The sequence below is a fragment of the Pseudomonas ogarae genome (assembly GCF_014268695.2).
Classification (GTDB): domain Bacteria; phylum Pseudomonadota; class Gammaproteobacteria; order Pseudomonadales; family Pseudomonadaceae; genus Aquipseudomonas; species Aquipseudomonas kilonensis.
Window position 1 is genome coordinate 4,278,222 of sequence record NZ_CP077086.1, and the last position, 19,892, is coordinate 4,298,113.

Genomic DNA, 19,892 nt, shown 5'->3' on the forward strand with positions numbered 1-19,892 from the left:
ATCATGGCTCCCGGGTGTTGGTTCAAATGACGGTTGCATCACAGTCCACCGATGTGGAAGGCTTTGACTTCAAGGTATTCGTCCAGGCCGTACTTGCTGCCTTCGCGCCCCAGGCCCGACTGTTTGATGCCGCCGAAGGGCGCGACTTCCATGGAGATAAGCCCGGTATTGAGCCCGACCATGCCGAACTCCAGCGCCTCGCCGAAACGCCATGAGCGGCGCAGGTCCTGGGTGAAGTAGTAAGCGCCCAGGCCATAAGGCGTGGCATTGGCCAGGGCCAGGGCCTGCTCTTCAGTAGTAAAGCGCATCAGCGGCGCCACCGGGCCGAAGGTTTCCTCGTTGGCCAGCAACATCCCGGCATGGGCCTCGCCCAGTACCGTTGGCTGGACGAACTGACTGTCGCCCTCGGGAACACCGCCACACAGCAGACGCGCGCCCTGGCTCAACGCATCGTCAATGTGCCGGGCGACTTTGTTCACCGCCGCGAGGTTGATCAGCGGGCCGATCATCACGTCAGCCTCCAGCCCATTGCCGACCTTGAGCTTGCCCACCTCTTCCACCAGCCGTGCGGCGAAGCGTTCGTAGATGCCGTCCTGCACCAGGATGCGGTTGGCGCAGACGCAGGTCTGGCCGGCGTTGCGAAACTTGCTGAGCATGATGCCGGCCACCGCCTGTTCCAGGTCCGCATCGTCAAACACGATGAACGGCGCATTGCCGCCCAGCTCCAGGCTCAAGCGCTTGATGTGCTCGGCGCTCTGGCGCATCAGCAAGCGCCCGACCGCCGTGGAACCGGTAAAGGAAATCTTGCGCACCGTCGGGTTGCCGGTCAGTTCTTCGCCGATACCGGCGGGCATACCCGTCACGACGTTGAACACCCCGGCCGGAATCCCGACCCGCTCGGCCAGCACCGCCAGGGCCAGGGCCGACAAGGGGGTCAGGTCCGAGGGTTTGACGATGACCGGGCAACCCGCCGCCAGGGCCGGGGCGCACTTGCGAGTGATCATCGCATTGGGGAAATTCCAGGGGGTGATCGCCGCACAGACACCCACCGGCTGCTTGAGCGTGAGCAGGCGTCGGTCGCCGCTGGGGGCCGGGATGGTCTCGCCATAGACCCGCCGGGCCTCTTCGGCAAACCATTTGGCGAAACCGGCCCCGTAGCGGATTTCGCCTTTGGCTTCGTTCAACGGCTTGCCCTGTTCACAGGTCATGATCAGCGCGAGGTCGTCGAGGTTGTCCATCATGGCTTGATACCAGCGCTCCAACAGCGCTGCCCGCTCCGCCGCCGGACGCGCGCGCCACGCCGGCCAGGCGCGCTCGGCGGCCTCGATGGCACGCCGGGTTTCCACGCCTTGCATCGCCGGTACACGGGCGAGCACCTGACCGGTGGCCGGGTCAATGACGTCAAGGGTGGCGGCGTTGTCGGCGCCGATCCACTGACCGTCGATGTAAGCGAGTTCTGCCAACAGGCTGGGGTCTTTCAATCGATTCTTGAGCATGGTCGCGTCCTGTTCCGAGGTGATTCCAGTCTAAGGAGATGCCACGGGGCAGGATGCTGAAAGCGGGGTTTGGGCAGTGTTGGATGCTGAAGTTTCGAGGTGGGACGGCAGGCTCTACCGAGGCCCCAGGCTAAGCACCGAACACTGAACACTGTGGGAGCAAAGCTTGCTCGCGATGGCGGTGGATCAGGCGACATCGATCAAGACCGTGTCATCGTTCATCGCGAGCAAGCTTTGCTCCTACAGGTGTGCTTCTACAGGTGTGCTCCTACGTTTCTTTCGGTGTATGGCTTAGATTTTCAGGGAGCCGAGCAACCCCTCCAGAAACCGCTCCCCCGCCTCCATCTGGCTGACTTCGATGAACTCATCAGGCTTGTGCGCCTGTTCGATGGAGCCTGGGCCGCAGACCACCACGGGCACATCCAGGCGCTGCTTGAACAGGCCGCCCTCGGTGCCGAAGGAGACCTTGGCGGTGCCGGTGTCCGGGGTGGCGAAGTTTTTCAGGAAACGCACGGCTTCGACGCTCGGATGGGTGTCGAGGCCCGGATAGACGTTGAGGGTTTCGATCTCGATGTCCGCGACGCTGGAGAGCTTTTTCGCCTCGCGCACGATCACCTCGGCGCGCTCACGCAGTTGCTCCAGGAACAGGTCCAGATCGTCGTCCGGCAAATTGCGCACTTCGAAATCCAGGGTGCACAGGTTTGGCACGATGTTCAGTGCCTTGCCGCCGACAATCTGCCCGACATGCACGGTGCTGTAGGGCACGTCGTAATCCGCGTCCTGGGCGCCTTGCTCCTGCAATTGCTGCTGGCTTTGGCGCAACGCCGCGATGAAATCGCAGGCCACGTGAATCGCATTGACCGAGCGCGGTGCCAGCGATGAGTGCGCTTCCAGGCCGCGACAGTAGGTGCGATAGGAACCCTTGCCCTTGTGGCCGAGCACGAATTGCATGTTGGTCGGCTCGCCGATCACGCACAGAAACGGTCGCACAGGTGCCAGGTGCAGCACGTCGAGCAAGCGCCGCACCCCCACGCAACCGATCTCTTCGTCGTGGGAAAGCGCCAGTTGCAATGGCCGGTTCAGCGAATGGTCGGCGGCATCGAGCATGGCGTCGATGGCCAGCGCAATGAAACCTTTCATGTCACAACTGCCACGCCCGTAGACCCGACCATCGCGCACGGTCGCCTGGAACGCCGGAACGGTCCAGGCCTGCCCTGCCGCCGGCACCACGTCGGTGTGGCCGGACAGCAGGACCCCGGGCAACTCACGCGGGCCGGTGCTGGCGAACAGGTTGGCCTTCTTGCCGCTCTCATCCTTGACGATCAGCGACTCGATGCCCTTGCTCAGCAACAGCTCGCGCACGTACTCGATCAGGGCCAGGTTCGATTCTGAAGAGACCGTTTCAAACGCCAGCAGGCGTTCGAAAATGGCTAGCACACGGGGTTTCATGAGGCCTTGCTCCGTTGCTCGGCACAAAGGGCGAACCGGCGGATGGAAAACGGCTCGATGAAGGTTCGAGTGCTGCCGGTGCTGATCAGTTCAGCCATGACATCGCCAACCCCCGGACCGAGCTGGAAGCCATGGCCGCTGAAGCCGAACGCATAGTACAAGCCATCGACGTTGCCACTGGGCCCCATCACCGGCAGGGAATCGGGCAGGTAGCCTTCGATGCCGCTCCACACGCGGATGATGTTGAGATTGCCGACACCCGGCAGCAGCCGACGCATCTGGTCCAGTTGGTTGAGGATGCTGCGCGGCTCGACATAGGCCCGGCGGTTGAGCATGTCCGGCTTGCTGCGATAGCCGCCGCCGATGATGATATTGCCCCGGGGAATCTGGCGGAAATAGATCACTTCTTCAGGAATCTTGGTGTACACGCCGATCACCGTCGGCAAGGCATACGGCACCGGTTCGGTGACGGCCATTTGCGGGCCATTGGTCTCCAGCGGCACCGGCTCGCCGAATTGCGCCGAGAGCTTCTGGCCCCAAGCGCCTGCGGTAATCAACAGCTGAGCAGCGCTGAACTGGCGACCATCGGTGGTGCTGATGCTGAACCCATCACCGACCTTCTGCACCTCCGCCACCTCGGTGCGTTCCTCGATGCGTGCCCCGACTCGCCGGGCCGCCCGGGCGAACGCCGGGGCTGCCAGACGCGGGTTGGCGTGACCGTCGTGAGGCGCATAGGAGCCGCCCTTGACGTCCTTGCCAAGAAACGGAAAACGCGCGTGCAGCTCGCTGCCGCGATAGATCTGCAAGTCCAGTTGCGCCGCTTCCGGTGCCGCTGCGTAAGCCTCAAGCTCGGGTATTTCATCCTCGCGATAACACACGCGCATGTGCCCGCTGGCGATGAACTCCAGGTCGTCGTCGATCAGCTCCGGCAGGCGTTTCCACAGCGCCCAGGACCGATTCGCCAGTTCCAGCTGCCCGAGAAAACGCCCCTGGCGCCGCACGTTGCCGAAGTTGACGCCGCTGGCGTACTGGCCGATCTGGTCACGCTCGAGCAGGATCACCGACTGCCCCCGCTGGCGCAGGAAAAACGCTGCCGCCGAGCCCATCAGGCCGCCGCCGACAATCACCACATCGGCTTTATTCAGCGTCATGGCGTCACCTCCCGAGTGAGCATCGAAAGTGGTTTCACGGGGGCCTGACCACGCTGGCGCCCCACCTCCTGCACCTGGACACCCGCCGCTGCTGCAATCACTTCGGCCCCGGCCTGGGAGCAATAGCGCCCCTGGCAGCGGCCCATGCCAACCCGGCTGAACGCCTTGGCCCGGTTGACTTCACAAGCACCCTTTTCACTGACGGTGCGGCGCAGTTCGCCGGCGCTGATCATCTCGCAGCGGCAGACGATGGCCTCGTCCGGCAAGGCCTTGGCTTGTGCCGCCGGCCAGGGAAACGCCTGGGCCAGGCCGAGGCGAAACGCGTCCATCACCTTGAGCGCCTGGCGCTGTTCGGCGACGAGTGCGGCGTCCACTGGCTGCTGCAGATCGCTCAACAACGCCAAGGCGACCAGGCGCCCGGCGTGCTCGGCGGCATCGGCGCCACGGATCTTCGAACCATCACCGGCGGCGTAGACACCGCTGACCGAGGTCCGTCCCTCTTCGTCCGTGTCCAGCAGCCATTGGCTGGACGCCTCGTCAAAGCGCAGGCGGCAGCCCGCCAGGTCAGCCAGTTGGGTTTCCGGGCGCAAGTGATAACCCAGCGCCACCGCGTCGCAGGCCACCGTCAAGGTTTCCCCACTGGCGGTACGAACTCGCACGCCACTGACACCGGTGGTCGCTTCTCCCAGAATCTGCAGCGGCGAAATACCCAGGTGCACGGCAATCTTCGCCCGATACAACTGCGCCAATAGTTTCATGCCGGTGAACAGCAAGCCCGGGCGCGCCATGAGCTTGGGCAAGGCTTTGATACGCTGGCCCAGCGGCGATGTGTCCAGCACCGCTGCGACATTGGCGCCGGCCTTGAGGTATTGACTGGCGACCAGATACAGCAACGGCCCGCTGCCCATGAACACCACCTGGTGGCCGATGGAAACCGCCTGGGCCTTCAAGGCGATCTGCGCGCCGCCGAGGCTGTAGGTACCGCCCAACTGCCAACCCTCGATGGGCATCAGGCGGTCGGTGGCGCCAGTGCAGAGGATCAGCGCGTCGTAATCCACCGTCGTGTGCTGGCCCTGGCTGACGCAGCACAATTGCCCGGGTGTCAGGTTCCACACCAGGGTGTCCGGACGGTAGTCGATCTGCGTGCGCAAACGGTCGAAGCTTTCGTGCAGGTCACGGGCCTTGTCCGCTTCGGTGCCGTACAGCGTGGCGTAGCTGCGGGTGAACCCTTCGGGCTGGCGCCGGTAGATCTGCCCGCCATCGCGACGGTTTTCGTCGAGCAGGATCGGCTTGAAGCCCGCTGCGACCAGGGTCTGCGCGCAACGGATACCCGCCGGTCCAGCGCCTACAATGACTATCCGCGCAGCGGCCATATCGCCTCCGGTTGTTGAGTAATGATGTCCAACCCTTCGCGTACTTCATTGGAGCAGGCCCGCAGGCGTTCGCCGCTGCGGGTCCAGACCCAGCAATCCTGGCAGGCGCCCATCAGGCAGAAACCGGCCCGGCTGCCCGGATCGAATTCCGACTGGCGCAACGCCGGGCCGTGGGTCAGCAATGCGACCATCAGCGTGTCGCCCTGCAACGCCTCGACAGGGACGCCATCCACTTTCAATTTGACGATGGGCCGGCCCTGTTCGGCCAACCTCACGAAACGCGCGTTCATGCGTAGGCTCCCACGATCATGCTGTTTGAATCCTGTTGGCGCTTGAGCAGCTCGGCACTGTCGTGATGACAGAGCACCTCGCTGCCGCCGTCGATGATCTGCCGGGGCGGCGCGGTGTGGTTGCACAGGCCGTCGACCCGCACCGGGCAGCGATTGAGGAAGGTGCACAGCTGCGGCACCTCGGCGCGCGCGCCCAACGCCGGCAGCGTGCCGCACGTCGTGGTGCCACAACTTTCCAGCCAGCCCTGGCGCAACTCCGGCACCGAATGGATCAACAGGTCGGTGTAGGGATGGAACGGCGCCTGGGCGAACGATTGCCGGCTGCCCTCTTGAACCTTATGGCCGCTGTACATCACCACGATGTCGTCGCACAGCGCCCGCACCGTGGAGATGTCATGGCTGATGAACAGGTAGGACACCCCCAGTTGCTGGCGCAGGTCGCGCAGCAGTTCAAGGATCGCCGCGCCGACCACCGTATCCAGCGCCGAGGTCACTTCATCGCACAGGATCAGGTCCGGCTTGGCCGCCAGCGCCCGGGCCAGGTTGACCCGCTGTTTCTGTCCGCCGGAGAGTTCGCTCGGGCGGCGCTCGGCCATGTCCCGTGGTAGACGCACGAGGTCGAGCAGCTCGCCGATACGCTCACGCAGTGCCGCCCCCTTGAGGCCGAAATACATCTTCAACGGCCGGCTCAGGATGGTGCTGATGCTGTGCATCGGGTTGAGTGCGGTGTCGGCGTTCTGGAACACCATCTGGATGCGTCGGAACTGTTCGTCCGTGCGTTCGGACAGGCTGCCACCCAGTGGCTGGCCGTCAAACGTCAGCCCGCCCAGGGCCGGGGTCAACAGCCCCGCCACCACCCGCGCCAGGGTCGATTTGCCCGAGCCCGACTCACCGATCACCCCGATGGCCTGGCCCCTGCGCACGGTCAGGTCGATGTCTTCGAGCACCCGGATCGCCGGCATGCCGTGCTGGTTCTTGTTGCCGTAGCCAGCGGTCAAGCCCTTGATGGTCAGCAGCGGCGTGTCTTCGGCCACACCACACGGCGGGCGAATCGTCGTGTCTGGCCGTGCCGCCGCCAACAGGCTGCGGGTGTAGGCGTGAGCCGGCCCCTTGAGCAGCGGCGCGGTGGCGCTCTGTTCGAAGATCTGCCCGCCGTTGAGCACCACGATCTGGTCGGCCATCTGCGCCACGACGGCCAGGTCGTGGGACACATAAACCGCCGTCGCGCCACGTTCGCGCACCACCCGCTTGAAGGCGCGCAGCACGTCGATCTGGGTGGTCACATCGAGGGCCGTGGTCGGCTCATCGAGCACCACCAGCAGTGGATCGCTGATCAGCGCCATGGCCGCCATCACCCGCTGCAGTTGCCCGCCGGATACTTGATGGGGATAGCGTTGACCGATGCATTCGGGGTTGGGCAGCGCCAGGTCGCGGAACAGTTCGATGGCCTTGGCTTCGAGCACGGCCCGGCTGCCCAGGCCATGGATCAACGCCCCTTCCACCACTTGGTCGATGAGTTTCTTGGCCGGGTTGAACGCCGCCGCGGCGCTTTGGGCAATGTACGACACCCGATTGCCGCGCAGGCCTTGCAGCTCGCGCTCACTCAAGGCGAGCATGTCGTGCTCGCCAATCTGCACCACGCCGCCGGCCAGGCGACAACCGCGCCGGGCATAACCGAGCAGTGCCAGGGCGATGGTGGTCTTGCCCGAACCGGACTCGCCGATCAGCGCCAGCACTTCACCTTTCTCCAGGGAGAAACTCACGCCCTTGACGATCTCCACCTCGCTGCGCTCGCCACAGGCGACCACGCGCAGGTTCTCGACTCGGATCAACTGGCTCATATCAATGGCCTCCCGTACGTCGGTTGCGCCGCGAAGACAAGCGGTCGATAAACAGATTGACGCCAATGGTCAGGGTGCCGATGGCCAGGGCTGGAATCACGATGGCCGGCGCGCCCTGGTTGAGGCCGCCGATGTTTTCCCGCACCAGCGAACCCAGGTCGGCATCCGGCGGCTGCACGCCCAGGCCGAGGAAGCTCATGCCGCTGAGCAGCAGGACGATGAAGCCGAAGCGCAAGCCCAGGTCGGTCAGCACCGGGTTGAGCATGTTCGGCAGGATTTCCACACAGGCGATGTACAGCCGGCGTTCACCACGGGTGCGGGCCACCTGCACGTATTCCAGGGCCTCGATGTTCACCGCCATGCTGCGGGCGATACGAAACGCACCCGGGGTGAAACTGAGCACCGCCGTACAAATCAACAGGGTCACCGACGAGCCGAACGCCGAAACCATGATCAGCGCGAGCATCTTGCTCGGGATCGAAATGAAGGCGTCCATCAGGCGGCTGATCAGTTCATCCAGCCACTTCGGCGAAACCACCGACAGCAGCGCGCAACCGGTGCCCAGCCCACTGGCCAGTACTGCCGCCACCAACGCCAGGCCCACCGTGAAGCGCGCGCCCACGAGAATGCGGCTGAGCATGTCGCGGCCCAAATAATCGGTGCCCAATGGATACGTGGCGCTGAAGTTGTCGAAGACGTTGTCGGAGACCACTTCCCCCACCGGGTGGGGTGCCAGCCATGGCCCGAAGATCGCCACCAGCAACCAGATCACGCACATCGCGGCGCCGATCAGGCCGAGCCAGGGGGTTTTGCGCGACACCTTGCCCAAGGCCTGTTCGGGCGCCGCAGGCGGGGATTTCACAATGAGATTGTTCATTGGTTTCTCAGCCTCGGATTGGACAGGATCGCGCACAGGTCAGCCACCAGCACCAACACCAGGTACGCCGTACAAAACAGCATGGTGCAGGCCTGGACCAACGCCATGTCGCGGTTGGTCACGGCATCGACCATCAGGCTGGCGATGCCGGGATAGTTGAAGATCGTCTCGACGATCACCACCCCGCCCAACAGGTAGGACAGGCTCAGGGCGATGGCATTGGCAATCGGCCCGATGGCATTGGGCAAGGCATGGCGCAGCACCACCCGCACCGGACTCACGCCTTTGAGGCGGGCCATTTCCACGTAGGGGCTGTCGAGTTGATCGATCACCGCCGCCCGGGTCATGCGCGCCATTTGCGCGACGATGACGCAGCACAGGGTCATCACCGGCAACGCATAGGTACGCATGAATTGCAGCGGCGAAGTGATCTCGCTGGAATAGGACAGCGCCGAAAGCCAGCCCAGGTTCACCGCGAAAATCAGCACGGCAAGGGTGGCGACCAGGAACTCTGGCACCGCCACCATCGTCAGGGTGAAGAAGCTCAGGAAGCCGTCGATGCGCCCCCCTCGCCCCATCGCCGAGCCGATGCCCAGGATCAACGCCACGGGCACCGACACCAGCGCCGTGGCCGCCGCCAGCATCAAGGTGTTGGGCACCCGGCCAGCCATCAACTCGCTGACCGGCGTGGCGTTGGAGATCGACACGCCCATGTCACCGCTGAGCAGGCTCATCAACCAGTGCAGGTAGCGCAACACACCCGGTTGGTCCAGGCCCATTTTCACCCGCAGCGCCGCCACTTGCTCAGGCGTGGCGAACTGTCCAAGGGACTGTTGCGCCGCGTCTCCCGGCAACACCGCCGTAATGGCGAACACCACCATCGATACGATCAACAGGGTCACGACCGCAGCGCCCAGGCGCCGGCCGATCAACCAAAGTGTGTTGCTATTCATCGCCCTACCCCTTGTGCCATGTCACGCCGCCAGACCACACGCATCAAGCGTCAAGCCAGACTTGCTCGGCGAACATATAGCCCATGAAACCGCCCAGCGGGTTGGTGCCATAACCTTTGACGCGCTGGTCGACGCCATCGATGTTGCTGATGAACACCGGGATGCCGATGCCGCTGTGGTTATGCACCAGGGTCTGCATATCCGCGTACATTTTGCCGCGCTTGGCTTCATCGGTTTCACCGCGAGCCTGGATCAGCAACTGGTCGAACTGCGGGTTTTTCCAGCCCGATTCGTTCCACGGCGCCGTGGACTGGAAGAACTGCGAGAACAACATGTCGGCGTTAGGCCGCGGGTTGATGTTGCCGAAGCTCAGCGGATGCTTGGCCCAGTGGTTGGACCAGTAGCCGTCGCTCGGCAGCCGATTGACGTTGAGCTTGAGCCCGGCCTCCTTGGCCGATTGCTGCAGCAGCACGGCCACGTCGACCGAACCGGTGGCGGCCGGTGAGCACATTACCGGCATGCTGATGCTTTCCATGCCGGCCTTCTTCAGCAGGAAACGAGCCTTCTCCGGATCGTAGGTCCGTTGCGGCAGATCGGCATTGTAGAAACGGGCGCCGGGGGCGATCGGGTGGTCGTTGCCGACCCTGGCGAAACCCCGGAAGATCGCCGACTTGACCTGTTCGCGGTCCAGCAGCAGTTTCATCGCCTCGGTGAACTCCGGGCTCTGGCCGGGCATCTGGTCCTGGCGAATGATCAGGTCGGTGTAGTTACCCGACGGCGAGTCCACCACGCGATGGGTGGTGCTGTCCTTGATGCGTGTGGTCGAGCGCGGGTTGACCTCGTTGATGATCTGCACGTCGCCCGACAGCAACGCGTTGACCCGTGACGGCTCGTCACCGATGCCGATGAATTCGATTTCGTCGAGGTACGGCAGGCCAGGCTTCCAGTAGTTGGTATTGCGCGCACCGATGGAACGCACCCCAGGCTTGAATTCCTTGACCTTGAACGGACCGGTGCCGATGCCCTGGTTGAAGTCACTGGTGCCCTCGGGGACGATCAACAGGTGGGAAATGGCAAGGATCGATGGCAGCTCGGCATTCGGGCCGCTCAGGCGTATCTGCACTTCATGGGTGCCAGTGGCCTTGACCTCGGCAAACTGCTCGGCCAGCGGCAAGACCTTGGAACCGGTGATCGGGTCCTTGTGACGCATCAGGGAAAACACCACGTCGGCGGCGGTGAGGCCCTTGCCGTTGTGGAAGGTCACTTCCTTGCGCAGGGTAATCACCCAGAGCGTGGCATCGGTGGTGTCAATACGTTCGGCCAGTTCCAGTTGCGGCACCATGTGGCTGTCGAAACGCGTCAGGCCGTTGTAGAACATGTAATGGCGCACGTAGTCCGTGGACGATGAGCCTTTGGCCGGGTCCAGGGTATCGGCGGTCGAGCTGGAGATACCGGCGACCCGGATACGCCCGCCGGGCTTGCCTTTGCCGGGGCTCGCCTGTTCATCGGCAAGCAGTTTGCCGGCGGCGCCGAACAGGCTGCCGGCACCCGCCGCGGCCACACCGGCCAGCCCGAGCATCTGCAATGCATGACGGCGTGACATGCCGCGGTTGAGCCCTTCGAAAACACGCAGACTTTCTGTACCGGTGATCAACTGGTCTTTGATGCCGTTTTTAGTGTCACTCATGTCAGTTCTACCTTTCGGAAAATGATAGGGCTCGATTACGTGCGTTAACGCAACGTGGTGGAAACGCCAAACAACGCGGTGAAACTCAGTGCAGGTAGTCCTGCAAGCGGTAATACGCGCCGACCAGCGGCAAAAACCAAGGCTTGCCGAAGTGCCCGGGGATGGCCGGCCAGTCCAGTTCGCGCCAAGGGTTGGCCTCGACCTTGCCGGCCATGACCTCGGCCATGACCTGCCCCATGTGCACCGACATCTGCACGCCGTGGCCGCTGTAGCCCATGGAGTGATAAACCCCGCCATGCTGGCCGGCCCGGGGCAGGCGATCGGAGGTCATATCCACCAGGCCGCCCCAGCAATAGTCGATCCGAGTGTTCGCCAACTGCGGGAACATCTGCACCATGGCGGCTTGCAACACCTTGCCGCTCTTGGCGTCGGACACGCTGTCGGACATGGCAAACCGCGCGCGGCCGCCAAACAGCAGGCGGTTGTCCGGGGTCAGGCGAAAGTAGTTACCGATCATGCGGCTGGTGACATAGGAACGCCGGGCCGGCAGCAAGCTGTCGATCAGCGCCTGGGGCAGGACCTCGGTGGCGATCACGAAGCTGCCCACCGGCACGATCCGCCGCCGATACCAGCCCAGGCCGCCCTGCTGACAGGTACCGGTCGCCAGCAGGATCTGCGAGGCTTGCAGCACCCCTTTGCTGGTGTTGACTCGATAACCGCCGGCACTGGCCTTCCAGTCCTGCACCGCCACGCCCTGGAAGATCAACGCACCGTGACGGGCGGCCGCTTCGGCCAGGCCGACGCCGAAACGCCCGACATGCATCTGCACACCATTGCGCTGCAACAGGCCGCCGTGAAACTGCGCCGAATTGACTTCCTCCCGCGTCTCTTGGGCCGACAGCAGCTCGACCTCGGCATCGACTTCCTTGCGGATCAATTCACAGGTGCGCGCCAACCCTTCGTAGTGCATCGGCTTGGCGGCCAGCTTGAGCTTGCCGTTGCGCTTGAGGTCGCAAGCAATCTGCTCTTGCTCCACCAGCGTCACGACGCTCTGCACGGCGCTTTCATAGGCTTGGTAATACGCCCGAGCCTTGTCGGCGCCGAGGCTGGCGGTAAGCGCCGCGTAATCCTGGGCCACGCCGGTACTGCAATGCCCGCCGTTGCGCCCTGACGCCTCGCCAATCACCCTGCCCGCTTCCAGCACCGCCACGCTGGCCCCTTTCAAGGCCAGGGCCCGCGCCGCCGCCAGACCGGTGAAGCCGCCACCGACGATGGCGACATCGACCTGCCCGGGCAATCCGCCGAGCTGAGCACCGGTGAACGCCGGTGCGGTGTCGAGCCAATAGGACTCACTGCCCATGTCTAACCCCTTTCGCCTTCAAGCGTGCGTCGAGACTCAGAGCCCGACCAGAGCGGGCAATCCGCCGATGTCCGGGATCTGGTGGTAGCCAAAGGCAGCGTTGGCCGGGTGTTCATGACCGCGGGCGACAAAGGCCTTGTGCTTGATCTTCATGTCGTGGGCCGACATCAGGTCGTAGCGGAAACTCGACGACACATGCAGCACGTCTTCCGGTCCGCAACCAAGGTTATCGAGCATGAATTCGAACGCGGCCAGGCGCGGCTTGTAGGCCTGGGCCTGCTGGGCCGTGAAGACTTTATGGAAAGGTGCGCCGAGCTTGTCGACGTTGGACATGATCTGCTCGTCCATCGCGTTGGAAAAAATCACCAGGGGGATCTTGTCGGCGATTTTCGACAAGCCCGCCGGTACGTCGGCGTGGGGGCCCCAGGTTGGCACGGCGTCGTAATAGAGCTGGCCTTCGCCACGATATTCGACGCCCCAACGCTTGCAGACCCGCATCAGGGAGGTCTTGATGATTTCATCATAGGGCCGCCAGTCACCCATCACCTGGTCCAGGCGATAAGCGGAGAAATCCTTGACGAACTGGTCCATCTGTCCGGCATCGACACGGTCGGCGAACAGCTCGCGGGTCATGGTGCCCATCTGGAAATTGGTCAACGTGCCATAGCAGTCGAAGGTGATGTACTTGGGTCGAAGAAAGCTCATGAGTGCGGTCCTGGATTGTTGTTGAAGGCTCGACGAGGCGAACGATGGCGCCTTTCGTGAGGCATCGGTGCAACGCTGCATCACGTTTTCATTACAACACCATGAGACCGTGGATAAATCGTTAAAAATACCAGCCGCTTGGTACAAACCACCGTTTTGCGGGGCTCGCTCAGCAGACTTTGCGGGATGCTCCAGGCGTGGGCGTTGTGCCCGTGTTTCTTCGGTTTGCGGGCAGTTATGGTGCGCCAAACGGCTCTGCAAAGAGTTGTTTTCGGCAGAATCTACGCTTGGCGCAGCAGCTTCGGCATCCGCGGTGAATGGGCTGCCGTCATCGCGAGCAAGCTCGCTCCCACAGGGGGATGGTGGTGGACACAGGTTCAAGGAACGACGCCGATCCATTGTGGTAGCGAGCTTGCTCGCGATGGCGGTGGGTCTGCTTGCAGGTGTGGTGAATGGGCTCGCGATCGCGGTGGTTCAGTAGGAACAGTGCCCTATTCAGACCTTCAGTTCGGCCTCCAGGAAGCTCACCAACGCCTGCACCCGCGCGCTGCGCAGTTTGCGCGAGGGCACCAGCAGGTTGATGGGGGCGCTGTCGAATTGCCAATCGGCGAGCACCCGTACCAGGCGCCCGTCGGCGATGGCTTTGCTGACGTCCCATTGCGAACGCAGCACCAGCCCCAGGCCCTGTTCGGCCCAGCGTCGGGCCACGCTGCCATCGTTGCTCAACAAGGCAGGCTTGATCCGCAGGGTCTTGCGCCCGTGCGCATTGCGCAGGTGCCACAGGGTTACATCTTCATCGTTTTCACGAATACAGATGCAGCGGTGCTCGGCGAGTTGCTCCGGCGCTAGCGGTGTGCCGTTCTGCTCCAGGTAAGCTGGGCTCGCGCACAGCCATCGGTCATTTTGCGTGAGGGGCCGGGCGACCCACTGGCTGTCGCTCAGGTGACCGATGTGAATCACCGCGTCGCTGTCATGACGGTCAGGCCAGGGCGTTTCCCGTAGATCCAGATGCAGGCATAGCTGCGGATGCAACCTGGCAAAACGGGCCAGCAGCGGCGCGAGGCGTTGGCGTCCATAGCCGAACGGTGCCGCCAGCCTGAGGGTGCCGGCCAGTTGATCGTCTTGTTGCCTGAACGATTCGGGAAGCGCCTCCAGCTGTTCCAGCAACAGCGCACTCTGGCGCGAGAAACGCTCACCGTCGGCGGTCAGGCTCAGCCGTCGGGCGTCGCGATTGGCCAAGGTCAGGCCCAGGAGCGTCTCCAGTTTGCGCAAGCGCATGGACAGCGCTGGCGGCGAGACATTGAGGGCCCTGGCAGCGGCGCTCAACGATTCGCAACGTGCCAGCGTCACGGCCATGCGCAGGTCTTCGAGGCTGATCATTCAGTTCAACTTAATGATTTATGACAGCACATTGAACCACGGCTTTACGATGACTGAGTAGAGTCGAGCCTGTCTTTTACCCGCGAGCCTCGTTCATGCCAGTCTCAATTGCTTCCCTCGATACCCCGGTCGCGCTCATCGACGTACCGCGAATGCAGCGCAATATCCAACGCATGCAACACCGCATGGACGCCTTGGGGGTGCGTTTGCGCCCGCACATCAAGACCAGCAAATGCCTGCCGGTGGTTCGGGCGCAGCTTGCAGCAGGCGCCAGCGCAATCACCGTGTCGACCCTTAAGGAAGCCGAGCATTGCTTCGCCGCCGGCATCCGCGACATCTTTTATGCCGTGTCCATGGCACCCGGCAAACTGGCCCAGGCACTGACACTGCGGCGCAAGGGCTGCCGCTTGAGCATCTTGACCGACAGCCTGGCGGCGACGCAGGCCATCGTCGATTTCGGCAAACAGCACGACGAACGTTTCGAGGTCTGGATCGAGATCGATTGCGATGGTCATCGGTCCGGCGTGCGCGTTGAAGACGATGCACTTGTCGACATCGCGCGGCTGCTCAGCGAAGGCGGCATGCAGTTGTGCGGCGTCATGACCCACGCTGGGTCCAGCTACGAGCTCGACACGCCCCAAGCGCTGCAAGCCTTGGCCGAGCAAGAACGCCACCTCTGCGTCAGCGCCGCTCAACGCATCCGCGCAGCCGGGCTGACCTGCCCCGAGGTCAGCATCGGCTCCACACCCACGGCACTTTCGGCGCAAAGCCTGGAAGGCGTCACTGAAGTGCGCGCCGGCGTCTATGTGTTCTTCGACCTGGTGATGCACAACATCGGTGTTTGCCAGGCGGATGAGCTGGCCTTGAGCGTGCTGACCACCGTGATCGGCCATCAGCCGGACAAGGGCTGGATCATCACCGATGCCGGCTGGATGGCCATGAGTCGTGATCGGGGTACGCAGCGCCAGCAACGGGACTTCGGTTACGGGCAGGTGTGCAACGAAGCCGGCGACTGGATCGAGGGCGCGCGGCTCACCAGCGCCAACCAGGAGCACGGCATCGTCACCCTTTCCAGCCCCGGGGACATCGATATTACCGAGCGGTTTCCCATCGGCTGTCGCCTGCGCATCCTGCCCAACCACGCCTGCGCGACCGGTGCACAATTCCCTGATTACCACGCCTGCGATGCCTCGGGCGTGGTGCACACCTGGAGTCGTCTACATGGCTGGTGAAATCGAGTTGATTCACACAACCCAGGCGGCCGCTGCGGGCGGACATTACGCCCAAGCGGTCTTGCACCAGGGCGTCTTGTACGTGTCCGGGCAACTGCCGGTACGCGCCGATGGCAGCCACAGCGTCGACCAACCGTTCCAAGTACAAGCCGCCATCGCCCTGGACAACCTGATGGCGATCCTCGGCGCGGCAGGCCGCAGCCCCAGCGACCTGCTGAAAGTGACGGTCTATGTCGCAGGCATCGAACACTGGCCGGCTTTCGACCGGATCTACGCCCGTTATCTCGGCGAACACCGGCCTGCGCGCGCGGTGGTGCCCGTCCCGGCCTTGCATCATGGGTACCTGATTGAAATCGAAGCGCTGGCCCGTGCGCGCCCCTTCCCGACGGCATAGATAAACCTGTGGCGAGGGAGCTTGCTCCCGCTTGAGTGCGAAGCGCTCACCGCTTTTTTGGGGCCGCTGCGCGCCCCAGCGGGAGCAAGCTCCCTCGCCACAGGGGGGCTGGGCCAGGTCTTGTATTGCTATTGAACCGCTGTCGAGGATTTTCGAGGGAACATCATGAAGGCACAAAAAAGCGACGTTCTGATTATCGGCGGCGGCATCATGGGGTCGGCGTCGGCGGCGGCAACCGCTGCAAACCGGACATGATCAACCGTCGCGCCTACTTCAAGCCCGAAAGCCTGCTCAACCAGATGCAGCAGCTGAGCCGCCTGCTGCCCGGGGTGGCGAACCTCAACATTATCCGGGTGTGGAGCGGCATCGAAAGCTATACGCCAGACTCGCTGCCGATCATGGGCCCAAGCGGCAAGGTCAAGGGGTTGTTCTATGCCTTTGGTTTCTGCGGGCATGGCTTCCAGCTCGGCCCGGGCGTCGGCGACGTCATGGCCGAGCTGATCAGCACCGGCAGCACTCGCACGCTGATCAGCCCTTTTGATATTCGCAGGTTTACCGAACCGACCGCCCTGACAACGCCTCAGATGAGCACGCCCGGCACTGGCAGACTCATTTGACGCAAGCGACTGGCCGCCCTTTTTGCCCTGGACGGATGCTGCCACTTTTTTCGCGAAGTTAACCCGACAGATACAGCAGATTCTTCTTTGCCAGGCTTGAGAACGGCATATCCCATCCGGGCCGCTTTGTTAGTTTATCGAGAAGGAAACGGCCTCAGGATCTGTCGCCGGCAGTGCTATCACCGCTCTATGGGAGCCCGTTGGATGACCACCCCATTTTTGAACACCCCGCCCACGTCCCAGCAGTTTTATATCAATGGTGACTGGCAGTCTCCGGCATACCCGGCCACGCTGCCCGTGGTCAATCCCGCTACCGAGCAAGTCATTGCCGAGGTCGCCCGAGGGTCCGGCGAAGACGTTGACCGCGCCGTAGCGGCGGCTCGCGCAGCATTTCCCGGCTGGTCTTCGACTCCGGTGGATACCCGCGTGGCAATCCTGGGAAAGATCCATGGGCTGATCCTTGAACGCAAAGAAGAACTGGCCCAGGCGCTCTCGCTGGAAATGGGCGCGGCCATCGGCTTCGCGCGGGCCATGCAAGTGCCGCTGGCCGCCGAACACGTTCGGGTGGCCCGCGATGTGCTGTCCACTTATACCTTCCAGAAGATTGAGCATGGCACGGCCATTCAACGCGAACCCATCGGCGTCTGCGGCCTCATTACGCCGTGGAACTGGCCGCTGTACCAAATCACCGCCAAAGTCGCCCCGGCGATTGCCGCCGGTTGCACAGTGGTGTTGAAACCCAGCGAACTGTCGCCCCTGAGCGCCCTTCTCTTCGCGCAATTGGTGCATGACGCAGGCCTGCCTGCCGGCGTCTTCAACCTGGTGAATGGCAGCGGTGCCGAGGTCGGTGCGGCCATGGCGGCGCATCCCGACATCGACCTGATCTCCATCACCGGCTCGAACCGCGCGGGCGCACTGGTGGCCCAGGCCGCCGCCCCTACGGTCAAGCGCGTTACCCAAGAGTTGGGCGGCAAGTCCCCGAACGTGCTGTTGCCCGACGCCGACTTCGCCAAGGCCGTGCCGCCGGGCGTGATGTCGGCATTTCGCAACGTCGGCCAATCGTGCAGCGCGCCCACCCGAATGATCGTGCCAAGGAATCGGCTGGCGGAAGTCGAGGCATTGGCTGCCGCCACCGCCAACGCGATCAGCGTGGGCGATCCACAATTGGAAGCGACCGTGCTCGGTCCCATCGCCAACGAGGCCCAGTTCAATCGCGTGCAAGCCATGATCGAAGTGGGCATGAATGAAGGTGCCAAGCTTGTCTGCGGTGGCCCAGGACGCCCGGAGGGTCTCGAACAAGGCTTCTACACCCGCCCCACGGTTTTCTCGCAGGTCGACAGCGCCATGCGCATCGCCCAGGAAGAAATCTTCGGCCCGGTGCTGTGCATCATTGCCTATGACACGGTGGATGAAGCCGTCGCCATTGCCAACGACACCGTCTATGGGCTGGGCGCGCATGTCCAGGGCCAGGACCTTGAGCTTGCGCGCGCCGTTGCGTCGCGTATCCGCGCAGGGCAAGTGCTGTTGAACTACCCGGCGTGGAACCCGATGGCACCGTTCGGTGGCTACAAGCGTTCGGGCAATGGCCGTGAGTATGGGGTTCACGGGTTCGAGGAGTATCTGGAGATCAAGGCGATTGTCGGCTTCGAATGACCGCCCTACTCCTCAGCCCGCCCCGTCCCCTCGCGATCATGTTCGTAGTGTCGGGTGAGCGGAAACGCCGGCAGCCAGGCCTCACGGCGCACGGTCCAGCTTTCGTAGGTGGGCATCAGTTGATCGGGGGCGTCCAGCGTCCCAAGGTGCACTTCTATTTCGTCACCCGAGCGGGCGAACAGAGACGAGCCGCAGCGGGGGCAGAAAAAGCGCCCGGCGTAATCCCGTGTTTCACCTTCGATCGTCACGGCATCCTGGGGGAACACGGCGGCCGCGTAGAACAACGCCCCGTGATGCTTGCGGCAGTCGAGGCAGTGGCAAAGGCCGACGCGATACGGGCGCCCCGAGGCCTCGATACGCACGTTGCCGCACAGGCAACCGCCGGTGAATCGATCCATGGTGGGTCTCCTCTACACATTGGGCAGTCGGGTTTCACGATACATGTCGATCAATGATAGGTGCATGTTGCGCCATCAGTTCCACGACCCAATCGATGAACACCCGCAACTTGGCGCTGATGTGCCGGTTAGGGGGATAGGCCACATATAGCGGCATCGGCTCCAGGTGCCAGTCTTCGAACAGCGGCACCAACCCGCCCTGCGCTTCATGAGGCCTGGACATGTACCTGGGCAACCAGAGCACACCCAGCCCAGCCAAACCGGCCGCGAGGTAGGCGTTGCCGTCGTCGATGGCCAGCGCGTAGCGTCCTTTGACGTGAAGCAGCTCACCGTCACGACGCATGGCGTAGGGCAAGGATTTGCCGGTGCGTGCCCACAGGAAGCCCACGGTGCGATGGTGCGAATCTTCCAGCTCTCGTGGATGCGCGGGCAGGCCAAACCGTGCCAGGTAACTCGGGGCGGCGAAGACGCCGAGGGCGAGGTCGCCGACGCGTCGGGCGACCAGCGACTGATCCCTCAACTCACCGCCGCGCACCACGCAATCGACGTTTTCATCGAGCATGTCGACGATGCGATCACTGACGCCCATGTCGATCTGGATGTCCGGGTATCGCGCGTAGAACGCCGGCAAGGCCGGTATCAGGATCATTGCCGCCAGCGGACTCGGCACGTCCACCCGCAGGCGCCCGCGAGGTAACGCCTGGGCGCCGGACACGCTGGTCTCGGCATCGTCCATGTCGGCCAGCAGCCGGATCACCCGCTCGTAATAAGCCGCGCCATCGGCGGTGACGTTGACCTTGCGCGTGGTGCGGTTGAGCAGTTTGACCCGCAACCGTGCTTCGAGCTGCTGCACCAGTTGGGTCACGGTGGTCTTGCTCATGTGCAGGGTTTCAGCCGCCTTGGTGAAGCTGCCCGCCTCCACGACTCGAACGAACGCTTGCATCGCATCAAAACGATCCATTTGTGCCTCGGGTATCGATCCGATTGTTTGGATTCTACAAACAGTGATCGCCAAGGTTGCTCGTTTATCGCCCAG

18 protein-coding genes are annotated in these 19,892 nt (G+C 63.4%); 4 read left to right on the forward strand and 14 right to left on the reverse strand.

The genetic code is table 11. The features are described from left to right. Positions 1 to 38: 38 nt before the first annotated feature. The 12 genes from HU749_RS18595 to HU749_RS18650 form a co-directional block, all read right to left on the reverse strand. On the reverse strand, positions 39 to 1,496 hold the full coding sequence (locus HU749_RS18595; RefSeq protein WP_003203184.1) for an NAD-dependent succinate-semialdehyde dehydrogenase: 1,458 nt from the start codon (positions 1,494 to 1,496) through the stop codon (positions 39 to 41). Positions 1,497 to 1,787: 291 nt separating this feature from the next. Further along, positions 1,788 to 2,945, reverse strand: coding sequence for an acetylornithine deacetylase (argE, locus tag HU749_RS18600; RefSeq protein ID WP_186649890.1), 1,158 nt, complete (start codon positions 2,943 to 2,945; stop codon positions 1,788 to 1,790). Further along, on the reverse strand, positions 2,942 to 4,096 hold the full coding sequence (locus HU749_RS18605; protein ID WP_186649887.1) for an NAD(P)/FAD-dependent oxidoreductase: 1,155 nt from the start codon (positions 4,094 to 4,096) through the stop codon (positions 2,942 to 2,944). The genes argE and HU749_RS18605 overlap by 4 nt, the downstream gene beginning before the upstream one ends. Next, a complete protein-coding gene (locus HU749_RS18610) occupies positions 4,093 to 5,469 on the reverse strand; it encodes an FAD/NAD(P)-dependent oxidoreductase (protein ID WP_186649884.1) in 1,377 nt (458 codons plus the stop codon). The genes HU749_RS18605 and HU749_RS18610 overlap by 4 nt, the downstream gene beginning before the upstream one ends. Then, positions 5,451 to 5,759: a (2Fe-2S)-binding protein gene (locus HU749_RS18615; protein ID WP_046064176.1), complete on the reverse strand. Its 309-nt coding sequence runs from the start codon at positions 5,757 to 5,759 to the stop codon at positions 5,451 to 5,453. The genes HU749_RS18610 and HU749_RS18615 overlap by 19 nt, the downstream gene beginning before the upstream one ends. Then, positions 5,756 to 7,600 (reverse strand): ABC transporter ATP-binding protein, encoded by a 1,845-nt coding sequence (locus HU749_RS18620; protein ID WP_079301318.1) that lies wholly within the window; start codon positions 7,598 to 7,600, stop codon positions 5,756 to 5,758. Before HU749_RS18620 ends, HU749_RS18615 begins: the two co-directional genes overlap by 4 nt. A 1-nt stretch (position 7,601) precedes the next feature. After that, positions 7,602 to 8,477, reverse strand: a complete 876-nt coding sequence (locus HU749_RS18625; RefSeq protein WP_079301320.1) for an ABC transporter permease — start codon at positions 8,475 to 8,477, stop codon at positions 7,602 to 7,604. Continuing rightward, the gene (locus tag HU749_RS18630) at positions 8,474 to 9,430 is read right to left on the reverse strand and encodes an ABC transporter permease (protein ID WP_003203201.1); all 957 of its coding nucleotides are present in this window, start codon (positions 9,428 to 9,430) and stop codon (positions 8,474 to 8,476) included. The genes HU749_RS18625 and HU749_RS18630 overlap by 4 nt, the downstream gene beginning before the upstream one ends. 43 nt (positions 9,431 to 9,473) lie before the next feature. Beyond that, positions 9,474 to 11,117: an ABC transporter substrate-binding protein gene (locus HU749_RS18635; RefSeq protein ID WP_057449088.1), complete on the reverse strand. Its 1,644-nt coding sequence runs from the start codon at positions 11,115 to 11,117 to the stop codon at positions 9,474 to 9,476. 85 nt (positions 11,118 to 11,202) lie between these two features. After that, positions 11,203 to 12,477, reverse strand: coding sequence for an NAD(P)/FAD-dependent oxidoreductase (locus tag HU749_RS18640; RefSeq protein ID WP_079301322.1), 1,275 nt, complete (start codon positions 12,475 to 12,477; stop codon positions 11,203 to 11,205). 36 nt (positions 12,478 to 12,513) lie between these two features. After that, a complete protein-coding gene (locus tag HU749_RS18645) occupies positions 12,514 to 13,182 on the reverse strand; it encodes a haloacid dehalogenase type II (protein ID WP_003203206.1) in 669 nt (222 codons plus the stop codon). A gap of 495 nt (positions 13,183 to 13,677) precedes the next feature. Beyond that, positions 13,678 to 14,562 (reverse strand): LysR family transcriptional regulator, encoded by an 885-nt coding sequence (locus HU749_RS18650; RefSeq protein ID WP_003203208.1) that lies wholly within the window; start codon positions 14,560 to 14,562, stop codon positions 13,678 to 13,680. Between the two features lie 95 nt (positions 14,563 to 14,657). Between HU749_RS18650 and HU749_RS18655 the strand changes: the two genes are divergently transcribed. The 4 genes from HU749_RS18655 to HU749_RS18670 all read left to right on the forward strand — a co-directional run bounded on the left by HU749_RS18655 (position 14,658) and on the right by HU749_RS18670 (position 18,458). Continuing rightward, the gene (locus HU749_RS18655) at positions 14,658 to 15,794 is read left to right on the forward strand and encodes a DSD1 family PLP-dependent enzyme (RefSeq protein WP_186649881.1); all 1,137 of its coding nucleotides are present in this window, start codon (positions 14,658 to 14,660) and stop codon (positions 15,792 to 15,794) included. Further along, positions 15,784 to 16,188: a RidA family protein gene (locus tag HU749_RS18660; RefSeq protein WP_079301326.1), complete on the forward strand. Its 405-nt coding sequence runs from the start codon at positions 15,784 to 15,786 to the stop codon at positions 16,186 to 16,188. The genes HU749_RS18655 and HU749_RS18660 overlap by 11 nt, the downstream gene beginning before the upstream one ends. A 35-nt stretch (positions 16,189 to 16,223) precedes the next feature. Next, positions 16,224 to 16,805: an NAD(P)/FAD-dependent oxidoreductase gene (locus HU749_RS18665; protein WP_437127820.1), complete on the forward strand. Its 582-nt coding sequence runs from the start codon at positions 16,224 to 16,226 to the stop codon at positions 16,803 to 16,805. 204 nt (positions 16,806 to 17,009) lie between these two features. Then, positions 17,010 to 18,458, forward strand: a complete 1,449-nt coding sequence (locus tag HU749_RS18670) for an aldehyde dehydrogenase family protein (RefSeq protein WP_186649878.1) — start codon at positions 17,010 to 17,012, stop codon at positions 18,456 to 18,458. A 5-nt stretch (positions 18,459 to 18,463) separates the two neighbouring features. Here HU749_RS18670 and HU749_RS18675 read toward each other — a convergent pair whose 3' ends face one another. Both HU749_RS18675 and HU749_RS18680 read right to left on the reverse strand, forming a co-directional pair. Further along, positions 18,464 to 18,856 (reverse strand): GFA family protein, encoded by a 393-nt coding sequence (locus HU749_RS18675; protein ID WP_186649876.1) that lies wholly within the window; start codon positions 18,854 to 18,856, stop codon positions 18,464 to 18,466. 34 nt (positions 18,857 to 18,890) lie between these two features. Continuing rightward, complete coding sequence (locus HU749_RS18680; RefSeq protein WP_186649871.1) at positions 18,891 to 19,817, reverse strand: LysR family transcriptional regulator; 927 nt, start codon at positions 19,815 to 19,817, stop codon at positions 18,891 to 18,893. Positions 19,818 to 19,892: the final 75 nt, after the last annotated feature.